The 24,976-nt window shown below is 33.8% G+C and carries 18 protein-coding genes; 16 read left to right on the top strand and 2 right to left on the bottom strand.

What is annotated here, in order from left to right:
- On the top strand, positions 1 to 867 hold the full coding sequence (locus ACJJVJ_RS00735; protein WP_405368244.1) for a nucleoside phosphorylase: 867 nt from the start codon (positions 1 to 3) through the stop codon (positions 865 to 867).
- A gap of 5 nt (positions 868 to 872) precedes the next feature.
- On the opposite strand, the gene ACJJVJ_RS00730 is transcribed toward ACJJVJ_RS00735, so the two are convergent.
- Positions 873 to 1,238 carry a hypothetical protein gene (locus ACJJVJ_RS00730; RefSeq protein WP_405368242.1) on the bottom strand — a complete coding sequence of 122 codons (366 nt, stop codon included), beginning with the start codon at positions 1,236 to 1,238 and terminating at the stop codon, positions 873 to 875.
- Positions 1,239 to 1,340: 102 nt separating this feature from the next.
- On the opposite strand from ACJJVJ_RS00730, the gene ppk1 reads away from it, so the two are divergent.
- The 4 genes from ppk1 (at position 1,341) to ACJJVJ_RS00710 (ending at position 7,636) form a co-directional block, all read left to right on the top strand.
- Positions 1,341 to 3,392, top strand: a complete 2,052-nt coding sequence (ppk1, locus tag ACJJVJ_RS00725; protein ID WP_104515942.1) for a polyphosphate kinase 1 — start codon at positions 1,341 to 1,343, stop codon at positions 3,390 to 3,392.
- Between the two features lie 25 nt (positions 3,393 to 3,417).
- A complete protein-coding gene (locus ACJJVJ_RS00720; protein ID WP_104515941.1) occupies positions 3,418 to 4,299 on the top strand; it encodes a substrate-binding domain-containing protein in 882 nt (293 codons plus the stop codon).
- 104 nt (positions 4,300 to 4,403) lie between these two features.
- The gene (locus tag ACJJVJ_RS00715; RefSeq protein WP_104515940.1) at positions 4,404 to 5,351 is read left to right on the top strand and encodes a tRNA-dihydrouridine synthase; all 948 of its coding nucleotides are present in this window, start codon (positions 4,404 to 4,406) and stop codon (positions 5,349 to 5,351) included.
- An 83-nt stretch (positions 5,352 to 5,434) separates the two neighbouring features.
- On the top strand, positions 5,435 to 7,636 hold the full coding sequence (locus tag ACJJVJ_RS00710) for a B12-binding domain-containing radical SAM protein (RefSeq protein ID WP_405368239.1): 2,202 nt from the start codon (positions 5,435 to 5,437) through the stop codon (positions 7,634 to 7,636).
- Between the two features lie 311 nt (positions 7,637 to 7,947).
- Here the strand turns inward: ACJJVJ_RS00710 and ACJJVJ_RS00705 are convergent, their stop codons facing one another.
- The gene (locus ACJJVJ_RS00705; RefSeq protein WP_104515938.1) at positions 7,948 to 9,030 is read right to left on the bottom strand and encodes an oxidoreductase; all 1,083 of its coding nucleotides are present in this window, start codon (positions 9,028 to 9,030) and stop codon (positions 7,948 to 7,950) included.
- A 137-nt stretch (positions 9,031 to 9,167) separates the two neighbouring features.
- Here ACJJVJ_RS00705 and ACJJVJ_RS00700 point away from each other — a divergent pair, with 137 nt between their 5' ends.
- The 11 genes from ACJJVJ_RS00700 (at position 9,168) to ACJJVJ_RS00650 (ending at position 24,925) form a co-directional block, all read left to right on the top strand.
- Positions 9,168 to 10,376: an RsmB/NOP family class I SAM-dependent RNA methyltransferase gene (locus ACJJVJ_RS00700; RefSeq protein WP_405368237.1), complete on the top strand. Its 1,209-nt coding sequence runs from the start codon at positions 9,168 to 9,170 to the stop codon at positions 10,374 to 10,376.
- 60 nt (positions 10,377 to 10,436) lie between these two features.
- A complete protein-coding gene (locus ACJJVJ_RS00695) occupies positions 10,437 to 11,528 on the top strand; it encodes an endonuclease (protein ID WP_405368235.1) in 1,092 nt (363 codons plus the stop codon).
- 199 nt (positions 11,529 to 11,727) lie between these two features.
- Entirely contained in the window at positions 11,728 to 12,045 is a 318-nt protein-coding gene (locus tag ACJJVJ_RS00690; RefSeq protein WP_405368233.1) for a hypothetical protein, read from the top strand.
- Positions 12,046 to 12,235: 190 nt separating this feature from the next.
- Positions 12,236 to 16,219, top strand: a complete 3,984-nt coding sequence (locus tag ACJJVJ_RS00685) for a chemotaxis protein CheB (protein ID WP_405368231.1) — start codon at positions 12,236 to 12,238, stop codon at positions 16,217 to 16,219.
- A gap of 163 nt (positions 16,220 to 16,382) precedes the next feature.
- On the top strand, positions 16,383 to 16,844 hold the full coding sequence (locus ACJJVJ_RS00680) for a response regulator (protein WP_405368229.1): 462 nt from the start codon (positions 16,383 to 16,385) through the stop codon (positions 16,842 to 16,844).
- A gap of 159 nt (positions 16,845 to 17,003) precedes the next feature.
- Positions 17,004 to 18,236, top strand: coding sequence for an acyloxyacyl hydrolase (locus ACJJVJ_RS00675; RefSeq protein ID WP_405368227.1), 1,233 nt, complete (start codon positions 17,004 to 17,006; stop codon positions 18,234 to 18,236).
- Between the two features lie 117 nt (positions 18,237 to 18,353).
- A complete protein-coding gene (gene purL, locus ACJJVJ_RS00670; protein ID WP_405368226.1) occupies positions 18,354 to 21,995 on the top strand; it encodes a phosphoribosylformylglycinamidine synthase in 3,642 nt (1,213 codons plus the stop codon).
- A 124-nt stretch (positions 21,996 to 22,119) separates the two neighbouring features.
- On the top strand, positions 22,120 to 22,758 hold the full coding sequence (locus ACJJVJ_RS00665; RefSeq protein WP_405368224.1) for a hypothetical protein: 639 nt from the start codon (positions 22,120 to 22,122) through the stop codon (positions 22,756 to 22,758).
- A 90-nt stretch (positions 22,759 to 22,848) separates the two neighbouring features.
- Positions 22,849 to 23,193, top strand: a complete 345-nt coding sequence (locus ACJJVJ_RS00660) for a hypothetical protein (protein WP_405368222.1) — start codon at positions 22,849 to 22,851, stop codon at positions 23,191 to 23,193.
- On the top strand, positions 23,194 to 24,087 hold the full coding sequence (locus ACJJVJ_RS00655; protein WP_405368220.1) for a restriction endonuclease: 894 nt from the start codon (positions 23,194 to 23,196) through the stop codon (positions 24,085 to 24,087).
- A 268-nt stretch (positions 24,088 to 24,355) separates the two neighbouring features.
- Positions 24,356 to 24,925, top strand: a complete 570-nt coding sequence (locus tag ACJJVJ_RS00650) for a Crp/Fnr family transcriptional regulator (RefSeq protein WP_405368218.1) — start codon at positions 24,356 to 24,358, stop codon at positions 24,923 to 24,925.
- Positions 24,926 to 24,976 lie beyond the last annotated feature (51 nt).

The raw sequence follows: 24,976 nt of genomic DNA, 5'->3' as shown, positions 1-24,976 counted from the left end.
ATGCCTATAGCAAATTCAGAGCTTATCATAAATCCAGATGGTAGCATCTATCACTTAAATCTGAAACCACATCAACTGGCAGACACAGTAATCACAGTAGGTGATCCAGAGCGTGTCAGTGAAGTCTCAAAATACTTTGACGTTATAGAGTTAAAAGTAGGAAAACGTGAGTTTCACACCCATACTGGTGTTTATAAAAACAGACGCATTAGCGTGGTTTCTACCGGTATAGGAACGGATAATATAGACATCGTTTTTAACGAGTTAGATGCGTTAGTAAATGTAGATTTTAAAACTAGAGAAGTTAAAGAAGAGCTTAAATCTCTAGATATCATACGTGTTGGAACAAGTGGTGCCGTACAAAGTGATATTCCCATAGACAGCTTTTTATTATCACAACGCGGGATAGGTTTTGATAGTTTAATGCACTGGTATAAAAGTGATGGTGGTGATCTCGCTTTTGCGAAAGCGGTTACCCAACAAATTCCACGATCAAAATTACACTCTACCCCTTACATAGTAAACTGCGATGCAGACCTTGCAAAGAAATTTCAGACCGTAGAGATGATTAATGGAAATACCATTACTAACGTAGGATTTTATGGGCCACAAAGTCGTAAAATAAGATTACAACCTGCAGAAAAGGATTTGAATCAACACATTGCAGACTTCAATTTTGAAGGACATAAAATAACTAATCTAGAAATGGAAACCGCTGGTATATACGCCATGTCAAAGTTATTAGGTCATAGAGCTGTATCTTTAAATGCTATTCTTGCAAATAGAGCTACTGGAGAATTTTCTACAAAGCCTAAAGAGTTAGTAGAAAAACTAATTAAATTCACTTTAGATTCTATTGTTACTTAAAACTATTACTGTATAGTAAAGTTATATGTTGTAGTGATCTTACGACTGTTATTTACATTCTCGCTTGAGGTTTCAATTGTGGTAATGATTACTGTTTCCTCGCCTGTAAACGAATCTTGTGGTTTGAAAGTAAAAAATGACATTTCCTCATCTGAGGCATTTAAAGTTTGATTAATTTCACTTGTTTCAAATATGTTAGCCTGTCTCGTTATAGTATGAGTTCTTTGATCTCTCTCAAGACTTAGAAGTTCGTTATGTTCTTCATTTATATTTAAGGTCATATTTCTCTCTACTTGGATATCATCATTGGACTCATCAGAACATGAAATGGTCAAAAAACAAAGGACAATAAGTGGAAAGTACTTTTTCATAGTTTAAGTGAATTGTAGATTGGTTTTTAAATCTACAACATATTAGGAACTTTTAACCTTAATTTGATAAAAAAAACTCCTAGAACCTCTTAATTTTAACAGATGGAGAAACATCAAAAATATCCTTACCAGCATAGAGACATTAACTGGTTAAGTTTTAATGACCGCGTACTACAAGAAGCCGCAGATAAAAGCAATCCACTTTATGAGCGTCTTAAATTTATCGCTATTTTCTCATCAAATCTAGATGAGTATTTTAGAGTAAGAGTTTCTCAAATGCGTCAGCTTAAAAGAGTTGATAAAAGCATTAGAAAAAAACTAGCGTTACGTCCTTCTAAGTTTGTAAAGCAATTACTGGTTAAAGTAAAATCTCAACAAGAAGAGTTAGGTACGATTTTCTTTGATCATATAGTCCCTGAATTAAAGGATAACAACATCCACTTATTAGATCTCAAAACTCTTAAAAACAACCACCTACAGCTAGCCAATGAATATTATAAAACACATCTCAAAAAGATATTACATACCGATATCGTAGAGGCTTCAAAGTCCAGTGATATATTTTTAGAAAACCAACACCTCTATTTGTTAGTAACCTTTCAGGATGAAAAAAAATACGGTATTGTAAATATCCCATCATCAGAAACTAGTCGTTTTATAGAACTTAAAAAAGAAGGTGATCAACATGTTATAACCTTTTTAGATGATATCATAAAAGCTAATATTGAAGATATTTTCCCTGAAAATATAATATCAAACACCTACTCTATTAAACTATCTAGAGATGCAGAATTATATCTAGATCAAGAGATAGACGGCACTCTGGCAGACTTGATTCACAAATCTTTATCGCAACGTGAGGTAGGACAAGCTACTAGATTGCTCTATGATGAGAGCATGCCTAAAGATGTTAGGAAAAACGTAAGAAAAAGTCTAGGCTTAGGTAAAATAGATATGGTAGCTGGCGGTACGTATCATAACTTCCATGACTTCTTTGGTTTCCCTAACCCAACTAAAAACAAAGAGCTACAGGCAGCTCCTTTAAAGACTATAAAGCATAAAGTATTAGAAAAGGAAAGTTCTTACTTTGAAGTAATTGCAAAAAAAGATCAGCTCGTACATTTTCCTTTTATGTCCTTTGATTATGTGCAACGATTTATAGACCAAGCATCACAAGATGAGCAAGTAGAAGAAATAAAAATATCTTTATATCGCGTTGCAAACGAATCTGCGCTTACAGATGCATTATTAAGAGCACTTAAAAACGGTAAAAAAGTAACCGTATTTGTAGAAGCAAAAGCTAGATTTGACGAAGAAAACAATATCAAATGGGGACGCATATTTGAAAAACACGGCGCTCGTGTTATTTATAGTTATCCACGTATAAAAGTACATAGCAAAGTGCTGCTTATCTTACGTAGAGAAAACGATAAGAAAAAAAGATATGCTTACATAGGTACCGGTAATTTTAATGCCAAAACTTCTAAAAACTATTGTGATCACGGATTATTTACCGCAGATAAAAAAATAACTAAAGACCTTTTAAGAACCTTTAAAGTCTTGCAAGGTGATTTAATTATACCACGCGCCAGTAGCCTGCTTATAAGCCCATTTACTACCAGAAGTACTTTTGAATCACTAATACGTCAAGAAATAGAACATTCTAAAAACGGTAAAGGTGGCTACATCACAGCAAAAATGAATCAGCTAGAAGATCGTGGCATGATTCATCTATTGTACCAGGCCAGTCAGGCTGGTGTACATATACGTCTTATAGTACGAGGATTCTCTAGTCTCGTGCCGCAACTTAAAGGTATAAGTGAAAATATAGAAATCACTTCTATAGTAGACAGATTCCTTGAACATGGTCGTATTTATAAATTTCACAATGCAGGAGATCCTATCATGTACACTGGTAGCGCAGACTGGATGAGTCGTAACCTAGATCGTAGAATAGAAGTGTTAACACCTATCAATGATCCAGATATATATGCAGAGCTCGATGATATTCTAGACCTTCAATTGAGAGATAATGTAAAAGCACGCATACATACGCCACAAGAAAACAACCCAATGGTGCAAGCCAAGGATGGGGAGAAGAAAATTCGCTCACAAGAAGAAATTTATAAATACCTAGAACAAAAGCATAGTTAACGCTTCTGTGCTATATTTGTAAGCTATGGAAAAAAAGATAACCATAAAAATAGGCGGTGTACCAGAGCATTTTAATTTGCCATGGCACCTAGCAATTGAGGATAACGCTTTCGCGAAAGCGGGAATAGATCTACAATGGCAAGACGTACCAGAAGGAACTGGTCGCATGAGCAAACTATTGCGTGAAGAGCAACTAGACGTAGCCTGTATTCTAACCGATGGAATCGTAAAAGATATTATCGCTGGGAATAAGTCGCGTATTTTACAAGTATATGTATCCTCTCCTCTACTATGGGGCGTGCATGCACCTGGTAATATAGAAGCAGATAGAACAGAGCAACTAGAAGATGGTAAAATAGCCATAAGTCGCTATGGAAGTGGCTCTCATTTAATGAGTTATCTACTAGCCAAAAGACATGGTTGGGATACCGAAGACATAGAATTTGAATTAATTAATACACTAGATGGCGCTGTAGAAGCTTTAAGTGCAAATAAAGCGCAACTATTTCTATGGGAACGTTATATGACACAGCCCATAGTAGATCAAGGTGTTTTTAAACGCCTAGAAACTATAGCCACACCATGGCCTAGTTTTGTAATCGCTGCAACGGAAAAATGTATTTCAGAAAAAGAAGAAGCACTTGCAAAAATGCTTCACATCATTAATACCTACACATCAGACTTTAAACACATACCTAGTATAGATCGCACTATTGCATCACATTACGACCTACAAGTAGGTGATGTACAGCAATGGCTGTTACGTACAGAGTTTAGTGATGACCAGTTATGGGAAAGTACCGTAGATAAGATTATAGAAGAATTTACCGCAGTAGGCATTATAGAAAAAAAGGTTGCTCTAGAAGATTTAGTCTACAACCTACCCAAAATAGACGAAGAGGAATAAATAACATAAGTATCTTAGTTGTGCAATGCGAGCTGATTTAATAATAGTAGAAAGCTATATTTTCTACTTACGCAAGCATTAACTTTGCACTGCAATTATAACACATGTCATTTACCCTACTTTCTTCTCCACTACAAGGCTTTACAGAGTTTAGATTCCGTAATGCGGTACATAAATACTTTGGTGGTATCGATACTTTTTATGCTCCTTATATCCGGTTTAATAATAAGCCAGTTATAAGTAGTAAATACCAGCGTGACTTGCAGTTAGAAAATAACGAGGTGCCAGATTTGATACCACAGGTTATGACTAACAGTGCAGACGAGTTTCTTATCGCTGTAGAGTACATAAGATCATTAGGTTACAAAGAATTAAATTGGAATCTAGGTTGCCCTTATCCTATGGTGACTAAAAAAGGTATGGGATCTGGACTTATTTGTGATCCAGAAAAGATAGATCATATTTTAGAACGTGTTCATGCAGAGACAGATGTTGTAGTCTCGATGAAAATGAGAATGGGATATTTAGAACCTACAGAAATTTTAGGTACCTTCCCTATTCTAGAAAAATATCCTATTAAGAACATCGCCATCCATGCACGCATAGGTAAACAATTATATAAAGGTGGTGTAGATCTCGAGTCGTTTCAAAAATGTCTGGACACCTCAAAACACAAACTGTATTACAACGGTGACATAACTAGTGTAGCCGGTTTTAGAGCGATGCAAAAACAATTTCCTAAAATAGATCACTGGATGATAGGTCGCGGCCTCATAGCCGATCCTTTTTTACCCAGCATGATAAAGGCAGATACTGAAGTATATCCAGAAAATCGTTGGGAGATCTTTAGAGAATTCCATGACACCATATACCAGCAATATGATGACTTTTTACAAGGTCCAACACCTATAAAGATGAAAATGCAAGGTTTTTGGGAATATTGGGCTTTGACATTTCCCAATCCGCAAAAAGCTTTTAAAGCCATTAAAAAAGCAAATAACCCTCGCGCCTATCAACAAGCAGTTAATGATAACCTGAAAACAGTGTCTTAACTTTTATAAGTTTTAGAATAAGAATTCCGCTTTCGCGAAAGCGGAACAAACACAAACCTTAAATTTGCATTCCATAAATATCCATGCAAAAAGATCTACTCCTTTTCACGCCACCTTTTACTCAACTGAATACACCGTATCCAGCAACGGCTTATATAAAAGGATTTTTAAATACTAAAGAGATCACATCATTTCAAATGGATTTAGGAATAGAGGTCATTTTAGAGCTTTTTTCTAAAAAAGGAATGACGCAATTATTTGATTATGCTATAGATAATGGTAATATTCTAAGCGAGAACAGCCAGCGTATTTATGCATTAAAAGATCATTATTTACAACCACTTGATGAAATTATTTCCTTTTTACAGGGAAATAACGACACCTTTGCGAGACAGATATGTCTTGATAATTTCTTACCACAAGCATCTCGTTTTGATCAGGTTGATGATTTAGACTGGGCTTTTGGTAATATGGGATTACAGGACAAGGCAAAACATCTAGCCACTTTATACCTAGAAGACCTTTCTGATTTTATAAAAGAATGTATAGATGACAACTTTGGTTTCAGCCGCTATGCAGAGCGTTTAGGGATGAGTGCCAATAGCTTTGACCAGCTATACAAAGCGCTACAACAGCCTTTATCATATATAGATAAGATAACCGTTGCTATTTTAGACGCGCAATTAAAAGAAACGCAGCCTAAACTGGTCGTAGTTTCCATACCATTTCCTGGTAATTTGTACAGTGGTTTAAGATCCTGTCAGCATATTAAAAAACACTTCCCTGATATTAAAATAGCCATGGGTGGTGGTTTTCCTAATACAGAATTAAGATCTTTAAAAGATGCACGTGTTTTTGAATTTGTAGATTTTATATGTCTCGATGACGGTGAGTTACCTCTAGAATTGGCAACTGATTATGTATTAAATCATCCTGCAAAACCTAGTCAAGAAATTGAATTAAAAAGAACCTTTGTTCTTGAAAATGATACCGTAGTTTATAAAAATAATGCCACTCAAGCAGATTACAAACAGTTACAAGTAGGTACACCAGATTACAGTGATTTATTACTAGATAAATATATATCTGTAATAGAAGTAGCAAACCCTATGCACAGTTTATGGAGCGATGGACGCTGGAATAAACTGACGATGGCACATGGTTGTTACTGGGGTAAATGCACGTTTTGTGACATCTCACTAGATTACATAGCGCTTTATGAACCGGTTGCGGCAAACGTTCTTGTAGATCGTATGGAGCAATTAATAGAGCAAACAGGAGAACGTGGCTTTCATTTTGTGGATGAGGCTGCACCACCAGCTTTAATGCGCTCTGTAGCATTAGAAATTCTAAAAAGAAAACTTACCGTAACCTGGTGGACCAACATACGTTTTGAGAAAAACTTTACTCAAGATCTGTGTCATTTATTAAAAGCATCTGGTTGTATAGCTGTTTCTGGAGGTCTAGAAGTAGCTTCAGATCGATTATTAAAACTTATTGACAAAGGTGTAACTGTAGAACAAGTAGCCCAAGTAACTAGAAATTTTACTGCTTCTGGAATCATGGTTCACTCCTATCTCATGTATGGCTATCCTACACAAACTATTCAAGAAACTATAGACAGTCTAGAAATGACTAGACAGTTGTTTGAATTAGGTATTATTCAAAGTGGTTTCTGGCATCAGTTTGCACTTACTGCTCACAGTCCAGTAGGTATGAATACCCAAGATTATGGAGTAACACCTCATTTAAAAGAAATCTCGTTTGCAAATAACGATGTGCAATTTGCCGATTCTACCGGTATAGACCACAGTAAATTTAGTGATGGTTTAAAGAAATCGCTATTTAATTACATGCACGGTATCGGTTTTGATCTATCCTTAGAAGAATGGTTTGACTTTAAAATACCTAGTACTTCTATCGCTCCTTTTTATATTGAAGACTGCCTCAATAAAGAAAACTTTAAAGCCATGAAGTCCAATTCTAAAATAGTGTGGTTGGGTACTTTTCCTCTAGTAGGCTCTTTTACCAAAGTAAAAAAAGGTATAGAAGTTACTTATCTAGATCTCATATTTCATGATAAATCGACATCTTTTAATATAGAACTGCCAGAAGACCTCGCAAACTGGCTACTAGATCAACTAGAATTATGGGATCCTAGTCTTAAAATACAAACGTTTTCTCAAGTAAAAGCTTCTTATGAAAATTTATTTGATGCCTTTGAGCCTTTCTGGTATGGAGAAGAAATAGAAACTTTGAGAGCCAATGGATTATTAATTCTATAAAATTATAGAGGACTATTCAAAAAATAAATTAGAAAATAAATCATCATTTAAGTTTAGTGCAAAAAAAAGAGAGGACTCCTCCTCTCTTTTTTAAGCAGTCTCCACCGCTTTATTTTTAATAAACAACTTGTCTTTATAACTGCTTGCTTATTTACTTAAACCATGTTAAAAGTAGTACATACTTCTAGGTTTAAGAAAAATAAAAACACTTTTAAACGATATTTTCATCGATTAAAAGTTAAATGATTCATTAACAATATTTTGCAAATACACAAAGCATGTATTTCATCGATTAATTATGTCTCTCGACACTATATAGCTGGTACTGAAAGAGTAAAACTAGCTATTTCATTATTACCTGCTAGGTAGCCTTGAGTCTTATTAATCATCTTAACGGTATAGAAGCCTTCGTTAGATAGTTTTTTCCAAGAATCTCCTTCTGTACCACTCCACCATATTCCTTGAGAACCTACTGCAAGAATCTCTTTACCATCTGTTTCTGGAACAAAAATGATGTCACTGCTATAACCTGGACCGTTACCATTATCCATAAGTTTCCAGCTTTTACCACCATCGCGAGTAATTGCTTTGTTATACATATTATCTTCTTTCTTATTCCAGTCACCACCTATCATAACACCATGTTGTGCATCTATAAAATCTATAGCATAAATACCTGTCATCTCACTACCAGCTATCATAGGTGTAGAATACTCTTCCCAGGTAGAACCTCTATCTGGACTGTGTAAAATACGTGCTGCTGCACCACCAGTTGCAAGCCATACATTATCTTCATAAATAGCGATATTAGAATTACTTGCTGCAAATGCCGCTTCGTCTTTAATGAATTCTGGTAGATAAGTACATTTACATTTTGCCCAAGTCTCACCGCCGTCAAATGTCTTTATAACCGACAGACAGTCTTCTGTAGCATCACCAAAGGCTATTCCTTCTTCATCATTCCAGAATTTCATACTATCATAAAAAACACGCTCTTCAAATTCTGTGTAAACTAATTTCACCTCGTCATTTGCTTGAGTGATTTTATAAATTAATGCAGGATTACCAGCACTTAATATATAGGTGTATTGTGGTGTCACCGCGATGGATCTAAATTCTATTTTCTCATCTTCATTTAAAGTAACCCTAGAATTTGTCACCACATTTGTAGCAGCATCTATCCTACCGTACTGCCCATTACTACCAGAGAACCAGTACTCTCCATCTCCATAATCTAGCGCTCTCACACTTATAGAATCATTAGAAACGGTTTCTAACTGCAGTTCTACATCTGTGCGTGTTAAGGTTTTAACTTCTTTAATTTCTTCCTTTTGGGAATCGTTTTTACAGGCTGTGATCGATAAAATCAAAGCCATAAATAGTAATTTTTTCATGTTGTAAAAATAAGTCAGAATTAATAAATAAGATATTTAAAATTCCGCTTTCGCGAAAGCGAGATAACAATTAAAAATCATTGAAAAAACAGGCCCCTATTCTATAACTTACTGAGGAATAGCTGTACTTTTGCAAAATGAGATTTCACCATAACTTAGTGCAAGCTACTGTAGATGCTTTGCACAATATATTCAACGACGGCAAGTATGCTGACCAAGCTATTCAAAAAATCCTAAAGCGTGATACACGTTGGGGTTCAAGAGATAGAGGATTCATTGCAGAAACTACTTACGACATCGTAAGATACAAGAGATTATACGCTTCTATTGCAAATGTAAATGAGCCATTTAAACAAGAAGACCTATGGAGACTAACCAGTGTCTGGATAGTTTTAAAAGGTTATGATCTTCCTGCATGGGATGAGTATTACAACACACCAGTAAGACGTATAAGAGGTAAACTGGACGAAGTAAGAAAAAATCGCAAGATGCGTGAGTCTATTCCTGACTGGATGGATGAAATGGGTGTAAAAGAATTAGGTAGTCTATGGGATCAAGAAATTACCGCGCTTAACAAACAAGCGTCTGTAGTATTGAGAGCAAACTCTCTTAAAACTGATGTAGCCTCTCTTAAAGAAAAACTAGTAGGTGAAGAAGTCATGACTACTACTGACGAGCGTTTTCCTGATGCTTTAATTCTTAATGAGCGAGCAAACGTTTTCCGTACAAAATTATTCACTGACGGTTTATTTGAAGTGCAAGATGCTGGTTCTCAATTAATCGCATCTTATTTAGATCCTAAACCAGGTCAGCGTATCATGGATGCGTGTGCAGGTGCAGGTGGTAAAACACTTCATCTAGCGGCTATGATGGAAAATAAAGGGCAAATTATCGCTACTGATATTTATCAAAGCAAATTAAATGAACTTAAAAGACGTACACGCCGCGCAGGTGTGCACAACATAGAAACTCGTTTATTAGAATCTACTAAAACCATTAAGAAACTAGCTGGTAAAATGGACGGTCTTCTTATCGATGCGCCATGTAGCGGTCTAGGTGTTTTAAGACGTAATCCAGATGCAAAATGGAAATTACAACCAGAATTTATTGATAAAATTAAAGCGACACAGCAAGAGATTTTACAATCTTATAGCCGTGTGGTAAAATCTGGAGGTACTATGGTGTATGCGACTTGTTCTATTTTTCCTTCAGAAAACGAGGTGCAAGTAGACACTTTCTTAAAGTCAGAAGCTGGTGCAGATTTTGAGCTAGAAGACTCTCAAACACTTTATGCACATAGAGACGGTTTTGACGGATTCTTTATGGCTAGAATGAAAAAGAAATAAATTATTTTACTGTAGAGGACAGTTATCCCCTTATACTATTACCGTACAGAATTTTTATATATGAAAAACTTTACCCTATTATTACTATTACTATCTGCAGTGGGTTTTGCACAAATACCTGCAGGTTATTACAATAGCGCTAGTGGCCTTACCGGCTATCCATTAAAGTCTGAGTTGCGCAACATTATAGAAAATGGTCATACAGATCAAGGTTACAGTGCACTTTTTAATTTATACGACACGTCTGATAACGATACCTATTATCCTAATCAAGGAGAAGGTATAACTGACCAGACTACAACCATAGTAGATATGTATTCTGAAAATCCTACAGGGACAGATCCTTATAACTTTACTTTTACCGATAGATGTGGTAATGTAAGTAGTAATGAAGGTTTTTGTTATAATCGTGAACACGTTTTCCCACAAGGTAGATTTAATAGTAGAACTCCTATGCGTACCGATGCACATCATGTAATACCTACAGATGGTCAGGTAAATGGACGTAGAAGTAGCTTTCCTTTTGGAGAAGTAAACAGCCCGACATTTACATCTCGCAATGGTAGTAAAGTAGGCCCTAATACAACTGCTGGTTTTTCAACAACTGTATTTGAACCTATAGACGAGTTTAAAGGAGACATCGCAAGAATGTTGCTTTATTTTGCCACTAGATATGAAAATGAATATAATGACAGTTCTTGGGACAGCCCCACAGCATTAAACGATCCTAGAGATGGTTCTCAAGGTCAGTATTATGAGCAGTGGTACGTAGATCTTTTACTTTCATGGCACAATGCTGATCCTGTAAGTCAGAAAGAAATAGACCGTAACAATGATATTTATGTATATCAAGGTAATAGAAATCCATACGTAGATAATCCACAATATGTGAATATGATATGGACTACTACAGCTAGTAATGAAGACCTACTTTTATCTAACATCTCTATATATCCTAACCCATCTACTGGTACATTTTATATTAAAGATGCAGGAATAGCTATTGAAAACATATCAGTTTATGATATATCTGGAAGACAGTTAAAACTACAACTAGACAACAACCAGTTTAGAATCAATTCTACTGGAATATTTATAGTTCGCTTAAGAAACGGTGATCAATCTAAGTCTTTTAAAGTAATTGTGAATTAATGCTTATTGAAGAAACAAGATTTTAAAGCCGCTGTAATAAGCGGCTTTTTTTATGGATTGTTTTTGATCTCGCTTTCGCGAAAGCGGAATTTTAACCAACCTTATTCTATTAAAATGTATTTTAACGACTTTAATAAATTTAATGAGCCTGGTACAACGTTTTACATTTTTAATTTTCTGTATATCTTGCTTTTTAACTATGGCACAAAAATATTCCTATGGTGCAGAAATCGCTTTGGGTCAAAGCCTGCCTTCTAATAAAGAGTTCCCTGATCGCGCTTTACAATCTCAACTTTGGTTTCATGTTTCACAACAGAAAAACCATCCTGAAATTAAGTGGCATCAAAGATTACAGTTTCCGGAAACAGGGATAAGTCTAGGTTATTCTAATTATGGAAATAACGAAATTCTAGGTAGCTCTTACTCTATTTTGCCTTTTATAAAATTTAAGAGCTTTAATAATAACAGATTAAAAGGTGCAATAATTCCTAGACAGTATCAAATTAAAGCTCTTTGAGTGTATAAATCTTATCGCTAGTAATAAATTTTTCTATCATAAAATAAAATGACAACTGTGTATTTCAACTTAGAAATGTAAACTTAAACGCAATAAAGATATTTTTAAGTTTATATTTAAACTTACTTTTGTGAATACTTAACTTTGATTTTTTGGGGTTATTCCTTTAAACATTAATTTAGTTCATTGCATGAGTCAAACAGAGGATTCTTTTTTTATTGTAGGTATAGGTAGCTCAGCAGGTGGGCTTAAAGCTTTAGAACAATTTTTAGATAATTGTCCAAATCATACCAAATTTGCATTTGTAATCGTGCAGCATTTATCTCCACATTATAAAAGTTTAATGCCAGAACTACTTTCTAGGCATACCGAGTTAAATGTTAAGGAAGCCTCTGATGGTGACGTTGTTTTACCAAATAACGTATACTTAATGCCTGGGTCACAAAACATTCAAATAAAAAATGGCCAGCTAAAATTAACGAATAGACAGCCTTCTAACCGTATTAATTTTTCAATTGACATATTTTTCAACTCACTTGCATTAGATCAAAAAGAAAGAGCTTTGGCCATTATTCTTTCAGGCACTGGATCTGACGGGACTAAAGGTGCAAAGTCTATTAAAGAAGTGGGTGGAACTGTATTTGTTCAAAGTCCAGAATCTTCTAGCTTTGATGGTATGCCTAAAAGTGCTATCTCAGAAGGACTTGCTGATTATATTCTACCGCCTAATGAAATGGTTAATGAATTAATCCAATTTGTATCAAATCCACACTATCCTTATCCTAAAGCAACAGGAGATCAAAATAATCTTGAATCTCTTGGTAGGATTTTAAGACTTATAAAAAATTATACTAACTATGATTTTATTTCCTATAAGAAGCCTACTTTATTGAGGAGAACAGCAAAAAGAATAAGCATCACTAAAAATGAAACTGTTGAAGATTATATTGATTACCTCCATAATAATCCAGAAGAAAAATTCTTACTTGCCAATGAATATTTAATAGGTGTTACTAAATTTTTTAGAGATCAAGGTGCATTTGATATTATAAAAAGTAAGATAATACCAAATCTATTTGAAAATAATAATCCTAAAAAGACCTTAAAAATATGGACTGTTGCCTGCTCTACAGGAGAAGAGGCTTATTCTATGGCTATTTTATTACAAAATTATATTGATGAAAATAATTTAAATGTAGCATTTAAAATATTTGCAACAGATTTAGATCAGCGTGGATTAGAGGTGGCTACAAAAGGAATTTATGGAGAAAATATTGAGGCCGAAATACCCCTACATTTTTTAAAGTCTTACTTCATAAAAAAAGATAACAAATACCATGTAATTCCTAAAATTAGGAAAAGCATCATATTTTCAAAACATGATATTCTTCATAATCCGCCGTTTAATAAGATGGATCTTATTTCTTGTAGAAATATGCTTATTTATATGGAGAATGATATCCAACAAGAAGTATTATCTAGCCTTCATTATGCACTAAATCAAAATGGCTATTTATTCTTAGGTAGTTCAGAAAACTTAGGGAATCTCAGTAGAAACTTTGAAGAAACAAGTTCTAAATTTAAAATCTATAAAAATATACAACCAGAGCGACTCATTCTTAAGAATAAGACAAGTGATTTCTGGAGAATTAATACTAAAGACAAAAATAATTTTCAATATAAAACATCTGGTAATTCACTAGATGATAAAATATCAAAATCCATTAATAAATTCATTATGGCGGAAATGAACGCCGTTAGTGTTTGTGTTGATGATAATTTTGAAATTTTACATGCTACAGGAAAACTTAAAAAATACATTCAGTATCCTGAAGAAGGTTATTCTAATAATCTACTTAAAATGTTACCAGATGAGTTGAATATACCGGTAAACTCTGCGATTAGATTGATAAGCCATAATTCAGAGAAAAAGATAGAAAAACTCATTAAATTTCTGAAAGATGAAGAACTGATCAACATAAAGCTAGTTGTGAACAGTGTTGATATGGTTTCTCTTAAAAATCGCTGTTTCTTGGTTACAATTATAGAACAAAATTTACCTAAGAAAAATGATAATACCTTAATTGAGCAAAAACAAATAGTCTCTAACATTGACCAGGTATTAGAACTTAAAGAAGCCTTAAATGAAACTCGTGAAAACTTACAATCTACCATTGAAGAATTAGAAACTTCAAATGAAGAAATGCAAGCTACTAACGAAGAAATGCTAGCCTCAAATGAAGAATTACAAAGTACTAATGAAGAATTACAATCTTTAAATGAAGAGTTACATACAGTAAATGCCGAGTTACAATCAAAAAATGAAGAACTTTTTGAACTTAATGCAGATATTGAAAACCTGATGCAAAACATCAATGTAGGAACAATATTTCTAGACAGAAGATTTCATATTAGAAAATTTACACCATCCGTAACAGAGCATTTTAAATTACAGCAAGAAGATATAGGTAGATCTATTACTGACTTTTCTGGTACCATAGGAGGAGAAGATTTAATTAAACACTCCACACAGGTTATAAAAACATTGCAGCCTTTTCAATGTGAAATTAAAAACAAAGAAGAAATCTGGTTTCATTTACAGATTTTTCCTTATCGCAATCAGGAAGATACTATTCAAGGTGTAGTAATTAATTTTATTAATATCCATAATTTAAAAAATGCAATTTTTGAAAAAGAAAAATTAAATACATTCTTAACATATCTAAATAAATCAAACCCAGCAGTATTATATATTTATGATGTAATAAATAATCAAAATATATATTCCAGTTCTAGTATATGGAATTATGCTGGATACAATGAACAACAAATTATTAATCTAGGAGCAAATGTGCTTTCAGAAATAATTAATCCAGAAGATCTCCCTGCTGTAATTGACCATCATGATAAAATCAAATCTCTTAAAGATGAAGAAGAACTTCAAATAGAATATAGAATTGTTCACAAGGATACAAAACAGAACATTTGGGTTCTAAGCACAGATAAAGTTCACGAGCGAGACGAAGAAGGTAATGTTAATTCCATTATAGGCGTAGCTATTATAACTACCAAGCTTAAAAGAATGGAACAAAAAGTAAGAGATGGAGAGCAACGTTATAGACTAGCACTAGAGAGCACTAATTCTGGCCTATGGGAATGGATGGACATTAAAGAGGATAAGTTATGGTGGTCTGATGTAATTTATGATGAAATAGGGGTTTCAAAAAAAACGTACGAACCTTCTTTCAGTTCATTTGTTCAATTAATTGAACCTGATCAACAATCTGATTTTCAAGAAAAAATTCAGGAACATATTGATAATGAACAACCTTTCATACAAGAAGTTTTATTTAAAACAAAAAATAATGGAGATAAATGGTTTAAAATTAATGCCCAAGTTCAAAAAGAAGTAAACGGTAAGATTAAAATGATAGGAACTATTCTCAACATAGATAGCAATAAAGTTTCTCAAAAGAAAATGGAAAATCTTAATATCGAGCTAGAAAGATTTGCTTACTTAGCTTCTCATGATCTTAAAGAACCATTAAGAACAATTACAAGTTTTACCGACCTCTTCAAAGAAGAGTATAGTGATATTTTAGATCAAAATGCTTTTCAATACTTAGATTTTATAGAACAAGCTTCTAGTAGAATGATTACATTAACTAATGATCTATTAATTTATTCTCAACTAGATGACAAATCATTAAATTTTGAAAAAGTAAACTTCAATGATATTGTGCACGATGTTTTAAAAGATTTAAAAACTGCTATTGATGATAATAAAGCTGTAATTAATGTTGATAAACTCCCTGAAGTGGTTTGCGATAAATCACAAATAAGACAATTATTTCAAAATTTAATTGCTAACGGTCTTAAATATAGAGGTGAAAAATCACCATTGATTCATATTTCTCACAAATCATCTGGTGATAACTATGAGTTCACTATAAGTGATAATGGCATCGGGATAGATGATAAATACCAGGACATTATATTTGATGTATTTAAAAGACTTCATAGTCAAGAAGAATATGAAGGTACTGGTATAGGTTTAGCTAACTGTAAAAGAATTATAGATAATCATAATGGAATAATTAAAGTGAAATCAAAACTCAATAAAGGTTCTGACTTTATTTTTCAATTACCTAAAAAAGTAAATAACAACGGTTAAATAATTGATGTATCACTTATAAAAATTCTAAATTAAATAATATTATCTATTATTTAAACTATTAAAAATGTTTTAAAACGTTTATTTTTGACTGCTTAATCAAAAAGCATAAACAATTGTGATTATTTAATTATGATTAAAAAATGTATGCCGCTATAATTTTATGAGAAAAATCGATTGCATTTTACTAATCGACGACAGTCCGTCTACTAATTTTTATAATAAAAAAATAATAGAAAAAGCAAATATTAAAGCAGAGGTATTTGAAGTGTTTAATGGCTTAGAAGCATTAGATTTTCTAAAAAAACAAAATAAATTTGAAGGACAGGACATTTTAAAACCTAACATTATTTTTCTAGATATTAATATGCCCAAAATGGATGGGTTTGAATTCTTAAAAGAATATTCAAAACTTCCTAAGGAAAATAGATGTGACGTTATTGTTGTTTTCTTAACCACAAGTACATGGTCAAAGGATAAAATTAAAGCAATTGAAAATGATTTGATTTATGGATTTATTGAAAAACCACTAACAAATAAAGAACTACAAAAAGTTATCGTTCATTACGATCAACTTGAAGATTTAGACATTAACCCTAGTTTAGTCTCTTTACAAAACATTTAAGAGTAATTGTGAATTAATACTTATTGAAGAAACAAGATTTTAAAGCCGCTGTAATAAGCGGCTTTTTTTATGGATTGCTTTTGATCTCGCTTTCGCGAAAGCGGAATTTCAACCTACCCTATTCTATTAAAATGTATTTTAGCGACTTTAATAAATTTAATGAGCCAGGTACAACATTTGACATTTTTAATTTTCTGTATCTCTTGCTTTTTAACTACGGCACAAAAGTATTCCTATAGTGCAGAAATCGCTTTGGGTCAAAGCCTACCATCTAACAAAGATTTTCCTGATAGAGGTGTGCAATCTCAATTATGGCTTCATGTTTCACAACAGAAAAACCATCCTGAAATTAAGTGGCATCAAAAATTACAGTTTCCAGAAACAGGAATAAGTCTAGGTTATTCTAATTATGGAAATAACGAAATTCTAGGTAGCTCTTACTCTATTTTGCCTTTTATAAAATTTAAGAGCTTCAATAATAGCAGATTAAAAACCTATTTAGGTCTAGGGACTTCTTACTTTACAAAGAAATATGATGCCGTAGATAATCCTTTAAATCATGCCATAAGTACTGATGTAACTTGGACATTTAGAGCTCAACTTAATTATCAATTACTTAAAACTGAAAAATGGAATTACAGCACAGGTTTAAGTGTCGTGCATCATTCTAACGGTCATACCAGATTACCCAATAATGGATTTAATTCCTTCTTAGTATCCATAAATGCTACTTACCTACCTAAAGAAGATGTCTTACATCTAGAATCCACTACTTCATCACGTATAAAAACATCTTATCTATCTGTTTACCAAGGTACAGGACTTCAAGTTTTCAGTGATCTTCCTTATTTTAATCGTAAGAAAGAAGTCTATACATTAGGTGCAGAATACGGTAAAACGTATAACAGAAATTGGAAACTAGGAATAGGAGCTTTTTATAGATTCTACCAGCATTATTACGATTACATAAATGATAATGAATATCTAGTTAGAAAAAATCAGCGGTTTTTTGATATGGATGGAAAAGCTTTTTCTAATGCAACCAACATAGGCGTCTATGTTAAAGGAGAATTATTACTAAACTATGTAGGCATAGAACTAGCTATAGGTGCAAATCTTTATAAACCAGCTTATAAAATAGATTATTCTATAAATGAAGGTTGGGATAATCCACCAAGAGAATTTCCTGATGGATGGCAATTTGCCGATCTAGATACGAGATACAAAATGAGGCATCTTATCAATTCTCGTGTAGGTATCAATTATTATCCATTAGGAACCAATGATTTTAAAAATCATAATTTCTATATAGGCGCACATATTAATGCCAACTATGGTCAGGCAGATTTTACCGAATTGCGATTGGGGTATGTTTACGAATTTATCAGATAAAATTAATATCATAAAATTGTAAATAAGTCCGTTAATAAATACGTTTTCGCGCAAGCGGAAGAGCTACAATTATCATACTAAAAAAGTATCTTTGCGGCAGCCCAAAAAAGCGCTCAAATGATCCATTTTTACGGAAATCCGTCCAAGTCAGTTTACGCAGTTCAAACCCAAGCACCGATCTCTGCAGAAGATGATCTTAAATTACAATGGCTTTTTGCCGATGCTCCTAAATTAGATGCCAGTACTTTATCTGGTCATTTCACAGGACCTCGTGCGACTACCATTACTCCATGGTCTACAAATGCTGTAGAAATTACCCAAAACATGGAAATTAAGGGTATTTTACGTATTGAAGAATTTCACAAATGTGAAGAAGATTCTTCTTATGATAAAATGTTACTTCAAAAATTTGATGGACTAGACCAGTCTCAATATGATGTAAATGTACAAGCACAAGGTGTTCTAGAAATAGATGACATTGCTGCGTATAATATGCAAGAAGGACTCTCATTAAGCGACGATGAAATCGATTATCTAATAGCTCTTTCAGAAAAACTAGATCGTAAATTAACTGACAGTGAGGTATTTGGTTTCTCACAAGTAAATTCTGAGCACTGTCGTCATAAAATATTCAACGGTACTTTTATTATCGATGGTGAGGAGATGCCTACTTCCTTATTTAAATTAATTAAGGAAACTTCAAAACAAAACCCTAACGATATAGTAAGTGCTTATTCTGATAACGTAGCATTTGTAGAAGGTCCTAAGGCAGAGCAATTTGCCCCTAAAACAGCAAACAAGCCAGATGTCTATCAGACGAGTTTATTCGATTCTGTAATATCTCTTAAGGCAGAAACTCACAACTTCCCTACTACCGTAGAGCCATTTAATGGTGCTGCAACAGGATCTGGAGGAGAAATACGTGATAGACTTGCAGGTGGACAGGGTTCTCTACCTCTAGCAGGTACAGCTGTTTACATGACTAGTTACTCTAGATTAAATGAAGAACGCCCATGGGAAAATGGTTTTGACGCACGTAAGTGGTTGTATCAGACACCTATGGATATTCTTATCAAAGCATCCAACGGTGCGAGTGATTTTGGAAATAAATTTGGACAGCCATTAATCACAGGATCTGTATTGACATTTGAGCATCAAGAAGGTGATCAAAATCTAGGTTTTGATAAAGTGATCATGCAAGCCGGCGGTATAGGTTATGGAAAAAAAGAACAAGCTTTAAAGAAAACTCCAGACGCTGGCGATGACATCATCGTTATGGGTGGAGATAATTATAGAATAGGAATGGGTGGTGCTGCCGTAAGTAGTGCAGACACTGGCGCACTAGACTCTGGTCTAGAATTAAATGCCGTGCAACGTTCTAATCCAGAAATGCAAAAACGTGCTGCAAATGCCATACGTGGACTAGTAGAAAGTGAGCACAACCCTATAAAATCTATTCATGATCATGGTGCAGGTGGACACTTAAACTGCCTGTCAGAACTGGTAGAAGAAACTGGTGGTATTATCGATACCGATAAACTTCCTTCTGGAGACCCTACTCTATCTCGTAAAGAGTTGATAGGTAACGAGTCACAAGAACGTATGGGACTAGTTATGGATGCAAAAGACACTCCTATCCTAGAAGAAATAGCAGCTCGTGAGCGCTCACCATTATATAAAGTCGGTAAAGTAACTGGCGATAATAAATTCACCTTCAGCGAGAAAGATGGACGCAGTCCTATGGATCTTGCTCTAGAAGATATGTTCGGTTCTAGTCCTAAAACTATCATGGACGATAAAACCATAGAACGCAAGTATGCCGCCGTTACTTATAACGCAAGTGATATTAAAACATACATTTCTCAAGTATTACAGCTAGAAGCCGTAGCCTGTAAAGACTGGTTAACAAATAAAGTAGATCGATGCGTTACTGGTCGCGTTGCAAAACAACAGACCTGTGGAGAGTTGCAACTACCGTTAAATAACGTAGGTGTAATGGCCATGGATTATAACGGTAAAAATGGAGTAGCAACCACTATCGGTCACGCTCCTGTTGCTGCATTAATAGATGCAGAGGCTGGTTCTCGCAACGCTATTGCAGAGTCGCTAACTAACCTCGTTTTTGCTCCTTTAGAAAAAGGGCTTAAAGGTGTTAGTTTAAGTGCCAACTGGATGTGGCCTTGCAATAACCCTGGAGAAGACGCTCGTTTATACGCTGCTGTAGAAGCGGTAAGTAAATTTGCCATAGACCTAGGCATCAATATTCCTACAGGTAAAGACAGTCTTTCTATGAAACAAAAATATCCAGATATGGATGTTCTTGCACCTGGAACGGTGATTATAAGTACTGTAGGTTCTTGCGATAACATCAGTAATATAGTAGAGCCTGTTTTACAGCGCAACACCTCAGCGCCTATTTATTACATTAATTTGAGTGGTGACGACCATAAATTAGGTGGTTCTAGCTTTGCTCAAACTCAAAATAAAATAGGTACAGAGTGTCCAGATATTGTTGATAGTTTCGCTTTCGCGAAAGCGTGGACAACCATCCAAAATCTAATAAAAGAAGGAAAGGTACTTGCAGGACATGATATTGCTAGTGGTGGACTTATTACTAGTTTATTAGAAATGTGTTTCCCTTCTAAAAATGTGGGAATGGACATTGATCTAGAAAACGTAAATGAAGATCTTGTAAAAGTATTATTTTCAGAAAATGCAGGTGTTATCTTACAAGTAACAGACACCTCTGTAGAAAGCGCCTTACTAGCCGCAGATGTTGAATACTACCACCTAGGTGAAGCTACAGATCAACCATTTTTAACGATTAATGACTTAGAACTAGATATCAATGCATTGAGAGATGAGTGGTATCAAACTTCTCACTTATTAGATAGAAAACAATCTTTTAATGGTAAAGCAGACGAGCGTTTTGCAAACTATAAAAACCAGCCGTTAGAATTTAAATTCCCTACACATTTCACAGGTGAATTACCAGAATTACCTCAAAAACGAGTAAAAGCTGCTGTAATACGTGAAAAAGGAAGTAATTCTGAAAGAGAAATGGCACGTGCCATGTACCTCGCAGGATTTGAAGTTGTAGACGTACACATGACAGACCTTATCGCTGGTCGTGAAACGCTAGAAGATGTTCAATTTATAGCCGCAGTAGGAGGATTCTCTAACAGTGATGTACTAGGAAGTGCCAAAGGTTGGGCCGGAGCATTCTTATATAATGAAAAAGCAAATACGGCTTTAAAGAACTTCTTTGCTAGACCAGATACCATGAGTATAGGTGTTTGTAATGGTTGCCAGCTATTTGTAGAGCTAGGATTAATCAATCCAGACCATGACGAAAAGCCTAAGATGTTACATAATGATTCTGGTAAGTTTGAGTGTAACTTTACAAGTGTAGAGATTGCCAAAAACAATTCTATTATGCTACAATCTCTAGAAGGTAGCAAACTAGGAATATGGGCAGCACACGGAGAAGGTAAATTCCAGTTGCCAATGGACCGCAGCGATTACCAAATCCCTGCAACCTATGCTTATGAAGGTTATCCAGCAAATCCTAATGGATCTGACTATAACGCAGCAATGTTGAATAGTGAAGATGGACGTCACCTAGTAATGATGCCACACCTAGAGCGATCTACATTCTCATGGAACTGGGCACACTACCCTACTGACCGCAAGAACGACGAAGTAACACCATGGCTAGAAGCATTTGTAAATGCTCGTGTGTGGTTGGGTAAAAAGTAATATTTTAAGCTTTTTGAGAAACGGATAAGTCGCTTTTAAGTAAGGGCTTGTCCGTTTTTTTTGGCCTTATTTGTTTTATATTCGTACTGATGTAACTAATTGCGTGTTATTTGAGAAAAACAAAATGCTAAAAATATTTAAGCGAAATATTAAGTCTAAGTATCAGGAAAGATTAAAAAAATCTTTTCCAAAAGAATTGTATTCAGACTTGAATGAAGTTTTCAAAATATTACCATTCGATAATAATCAAGTTAGATTACGTGATGGACAAACTCACAAAGTTGACAATCTGATTCACGAATCGGAATTGAATATTAAGTTTAATAACGAAAACCTAATAATTCCTTATAGACTATACTTTAACGAACCAAATCCAGAATTGGAAAAGTCTTTGACCGATAAACAAAAAGACATCTTAAATTGTATTTATTTGCGTCATCACAATGGGTATTTGAGAGAAAAACGACTGAATTTAATATCCGCTAGTTCAGAAAACTGGACTGTTCCATTCATAATTCAGTTAGTTGGTGAATACGTCTATGAATTGCTTCCTATTATTGACAAAAAAATAAACGAGAACACTTTGGATTATTACGCTCAATTTAGAGATGAAAACCCTAGATATTGGCAACAGACAGAGAGTAGAATGATAAGCTATTGGAATGCGTATTATAGATATCAATTTCCGAAACTAAAGGAGTATTTGGGTTTTGAAATTATGAACCGAATAAAAATACAAACGCATAAGAATTGCTATGAATGATTACTTGTACTCACTTACTCCTGAAAATCTTCACGGATTTAGTCGCAAATAAAACCATAGCCAAACGTGTGTATCTAATTTGAAAAAACTTTGAAAGAATCTCTTTATTATAGTAGTAAACTATACAGTTTATTTAATAAAATTTTTATTGAAACTGGTGACGCCAGAAGTAGGTTTATCGAATGTGAACACCAATTTGAATCTGCTTACATGGCCTCCTTATCAGATGGAGTCCCAAATGAAATAAAACACTATTGGCGTGAAATGTGGAATGACTTAAACACAAAAGAAGAGTTAAAAATGAATCAAGGAAAATTTATTCGATCTTCGTTTTATCAAACCATCAAATCTAAAAGGAATAAATCATTAGAAAAATATTTATTATTCATTTTGGAGGAAGAAGCTCGTTTAATAGATACTAAATATTCAAACTAAATGGAATTACCAAAATATCATGAAACTTTTATGCCAATTCTGGAAATACTGAATACTGTTAAAGTCATAAGCAGCAGAGAATTAGCCAGAAAAGTTAGAGATAATTACTATTCAGAACTTCCAAAAGAACTTTTAGATAAAAAGACAAGTTCGGGAGCAAATGTATTGATTGATAGAATACTTTGGGGGAAATCTTATCTGAAAATGGGTAAATTTGTTTCTTACCCAAAGAGAGGTGTAGTTCAATTAGCAGATAAAGGGAAACAAACCCTAATTAGCGGAAAACTTTTATTATCAGACCTTCAAAATGATCCAGATTTTATTAGCCATCGTTCTGCGGTACAAAGTAAAAAGGATGAGATAAAAATGGAAACAATCGATGTTGACAACTCATCTCCACAAGACTTAATTGACAACGGATTTTCTACCATAGAAACTGAAGTAAAAACGGAGTTACTAGATAAATTAAAAGAAATTGACCCATATTTTTTTGAAAAGGTAATTTTAATACTATTAAAAAAAATGGGGTACGGAGATTTTATTGAAACCTCAAAATCAGGAGATGGAGGAATTGATGGAATTATAAATGAGGACAAACTTGGTCTTGAAAAAATATATACTCAAGCTAAAAGGTATACAGAAAATAAAGTTAGAGAAAAAGATATAAGAAATTTTATTGGAGCAATGAGTGGCGATACCACAAAAGGAGTATTTATAACGACTTCGACTTTTGATGAGGCTGCAATAAAGAAAGCAAGAGAAGCTCATCATTCAATAATATTAATCGATGGTTCAAAACTAGTTAACTTAATGCATCAGTATAATGTTGGGGTTCAAGTAAAAATAACTTACGAGGTTAAAGAACTTGACAATGACTTCTTCGAAGGAGAGTAACTAACTACAATAAATAACGTAGTTAAAAGCATCAGTACTAATTCACTTATTATGTACAATTATATCCTAGGCTCATAGAATCGATTCATTAATTCTAGAGCCTTTTTTAATTTCCTAACATAAATTTGAAATTATAGCGCTACTTATATGTATGTTAATTTCTGTAACTTTACTTCTTTAAAGAATATTACCTAAAGGGTCTACATGCACCGGCTAAAACGACTCACTCACCTTGTGCTATTGCCGTTAAATACCATTACAAAACAAAATGGAAAATCTAATTAATTACATACAATCGAGAGTTCTTTTAACTCAAAAAGATATTGATCTAATCAAAAAATATTTTGTTTCAGAAGAAGTCTCAGCTAAAACTAATCTATTAGAGGCAGGAAAAGTGGAACGGTATATCTATTTCTTAGACACCGGAATTGTAAAAGGATATCAAAATATTGATGGAAAGATAATTGTGCAGCATCTTGTAGCAGAACAAGATTTTTTCACCTCTTTAGATAGTTTTATGACAGAAACACCGTCATTAGATTATTATGAAACTATTACCGAGTCCAGAATTTTAAAAATATCGAAACCTGATTTTGATATTTTACAAAAGGAAACAAATTTTTGGGCAATCTTTGTCAAAGAAATAACCAACGAACATTTAAGTTGCAAATTAGAACGTGTTAAAGATTTTCAAACCTTAACTGGTAAAGAACGTTATCTAAAATTTGTAAATCAGTTTCCTAAATTAGCTTTGAATGTATCTATTGATAATATCGCTTCTTTTCTAGGAATGGAACCTCAATCTTTAAGCCGTATAAGAAAACAAATCACTTTCTAACAAATGTTATTTTTAATCTCATGAGAGGTATTGAAATTTGTTTAAACAAAA

Source organism: Nonlabens sp. Asnod2-A12 (genome assembly GCF_045063745.1).
GTDB classification, from domain to species: domain Bacteria; phylum Bacteroidota; class Bacteroidia; order Flavobacteriales; family Flavobacteriaceae; genus Nonlabens; species Nonlabens xylanidelens.
This window is presented reverse-complemented; position numbering and strand designations above follow the sequence as displayed.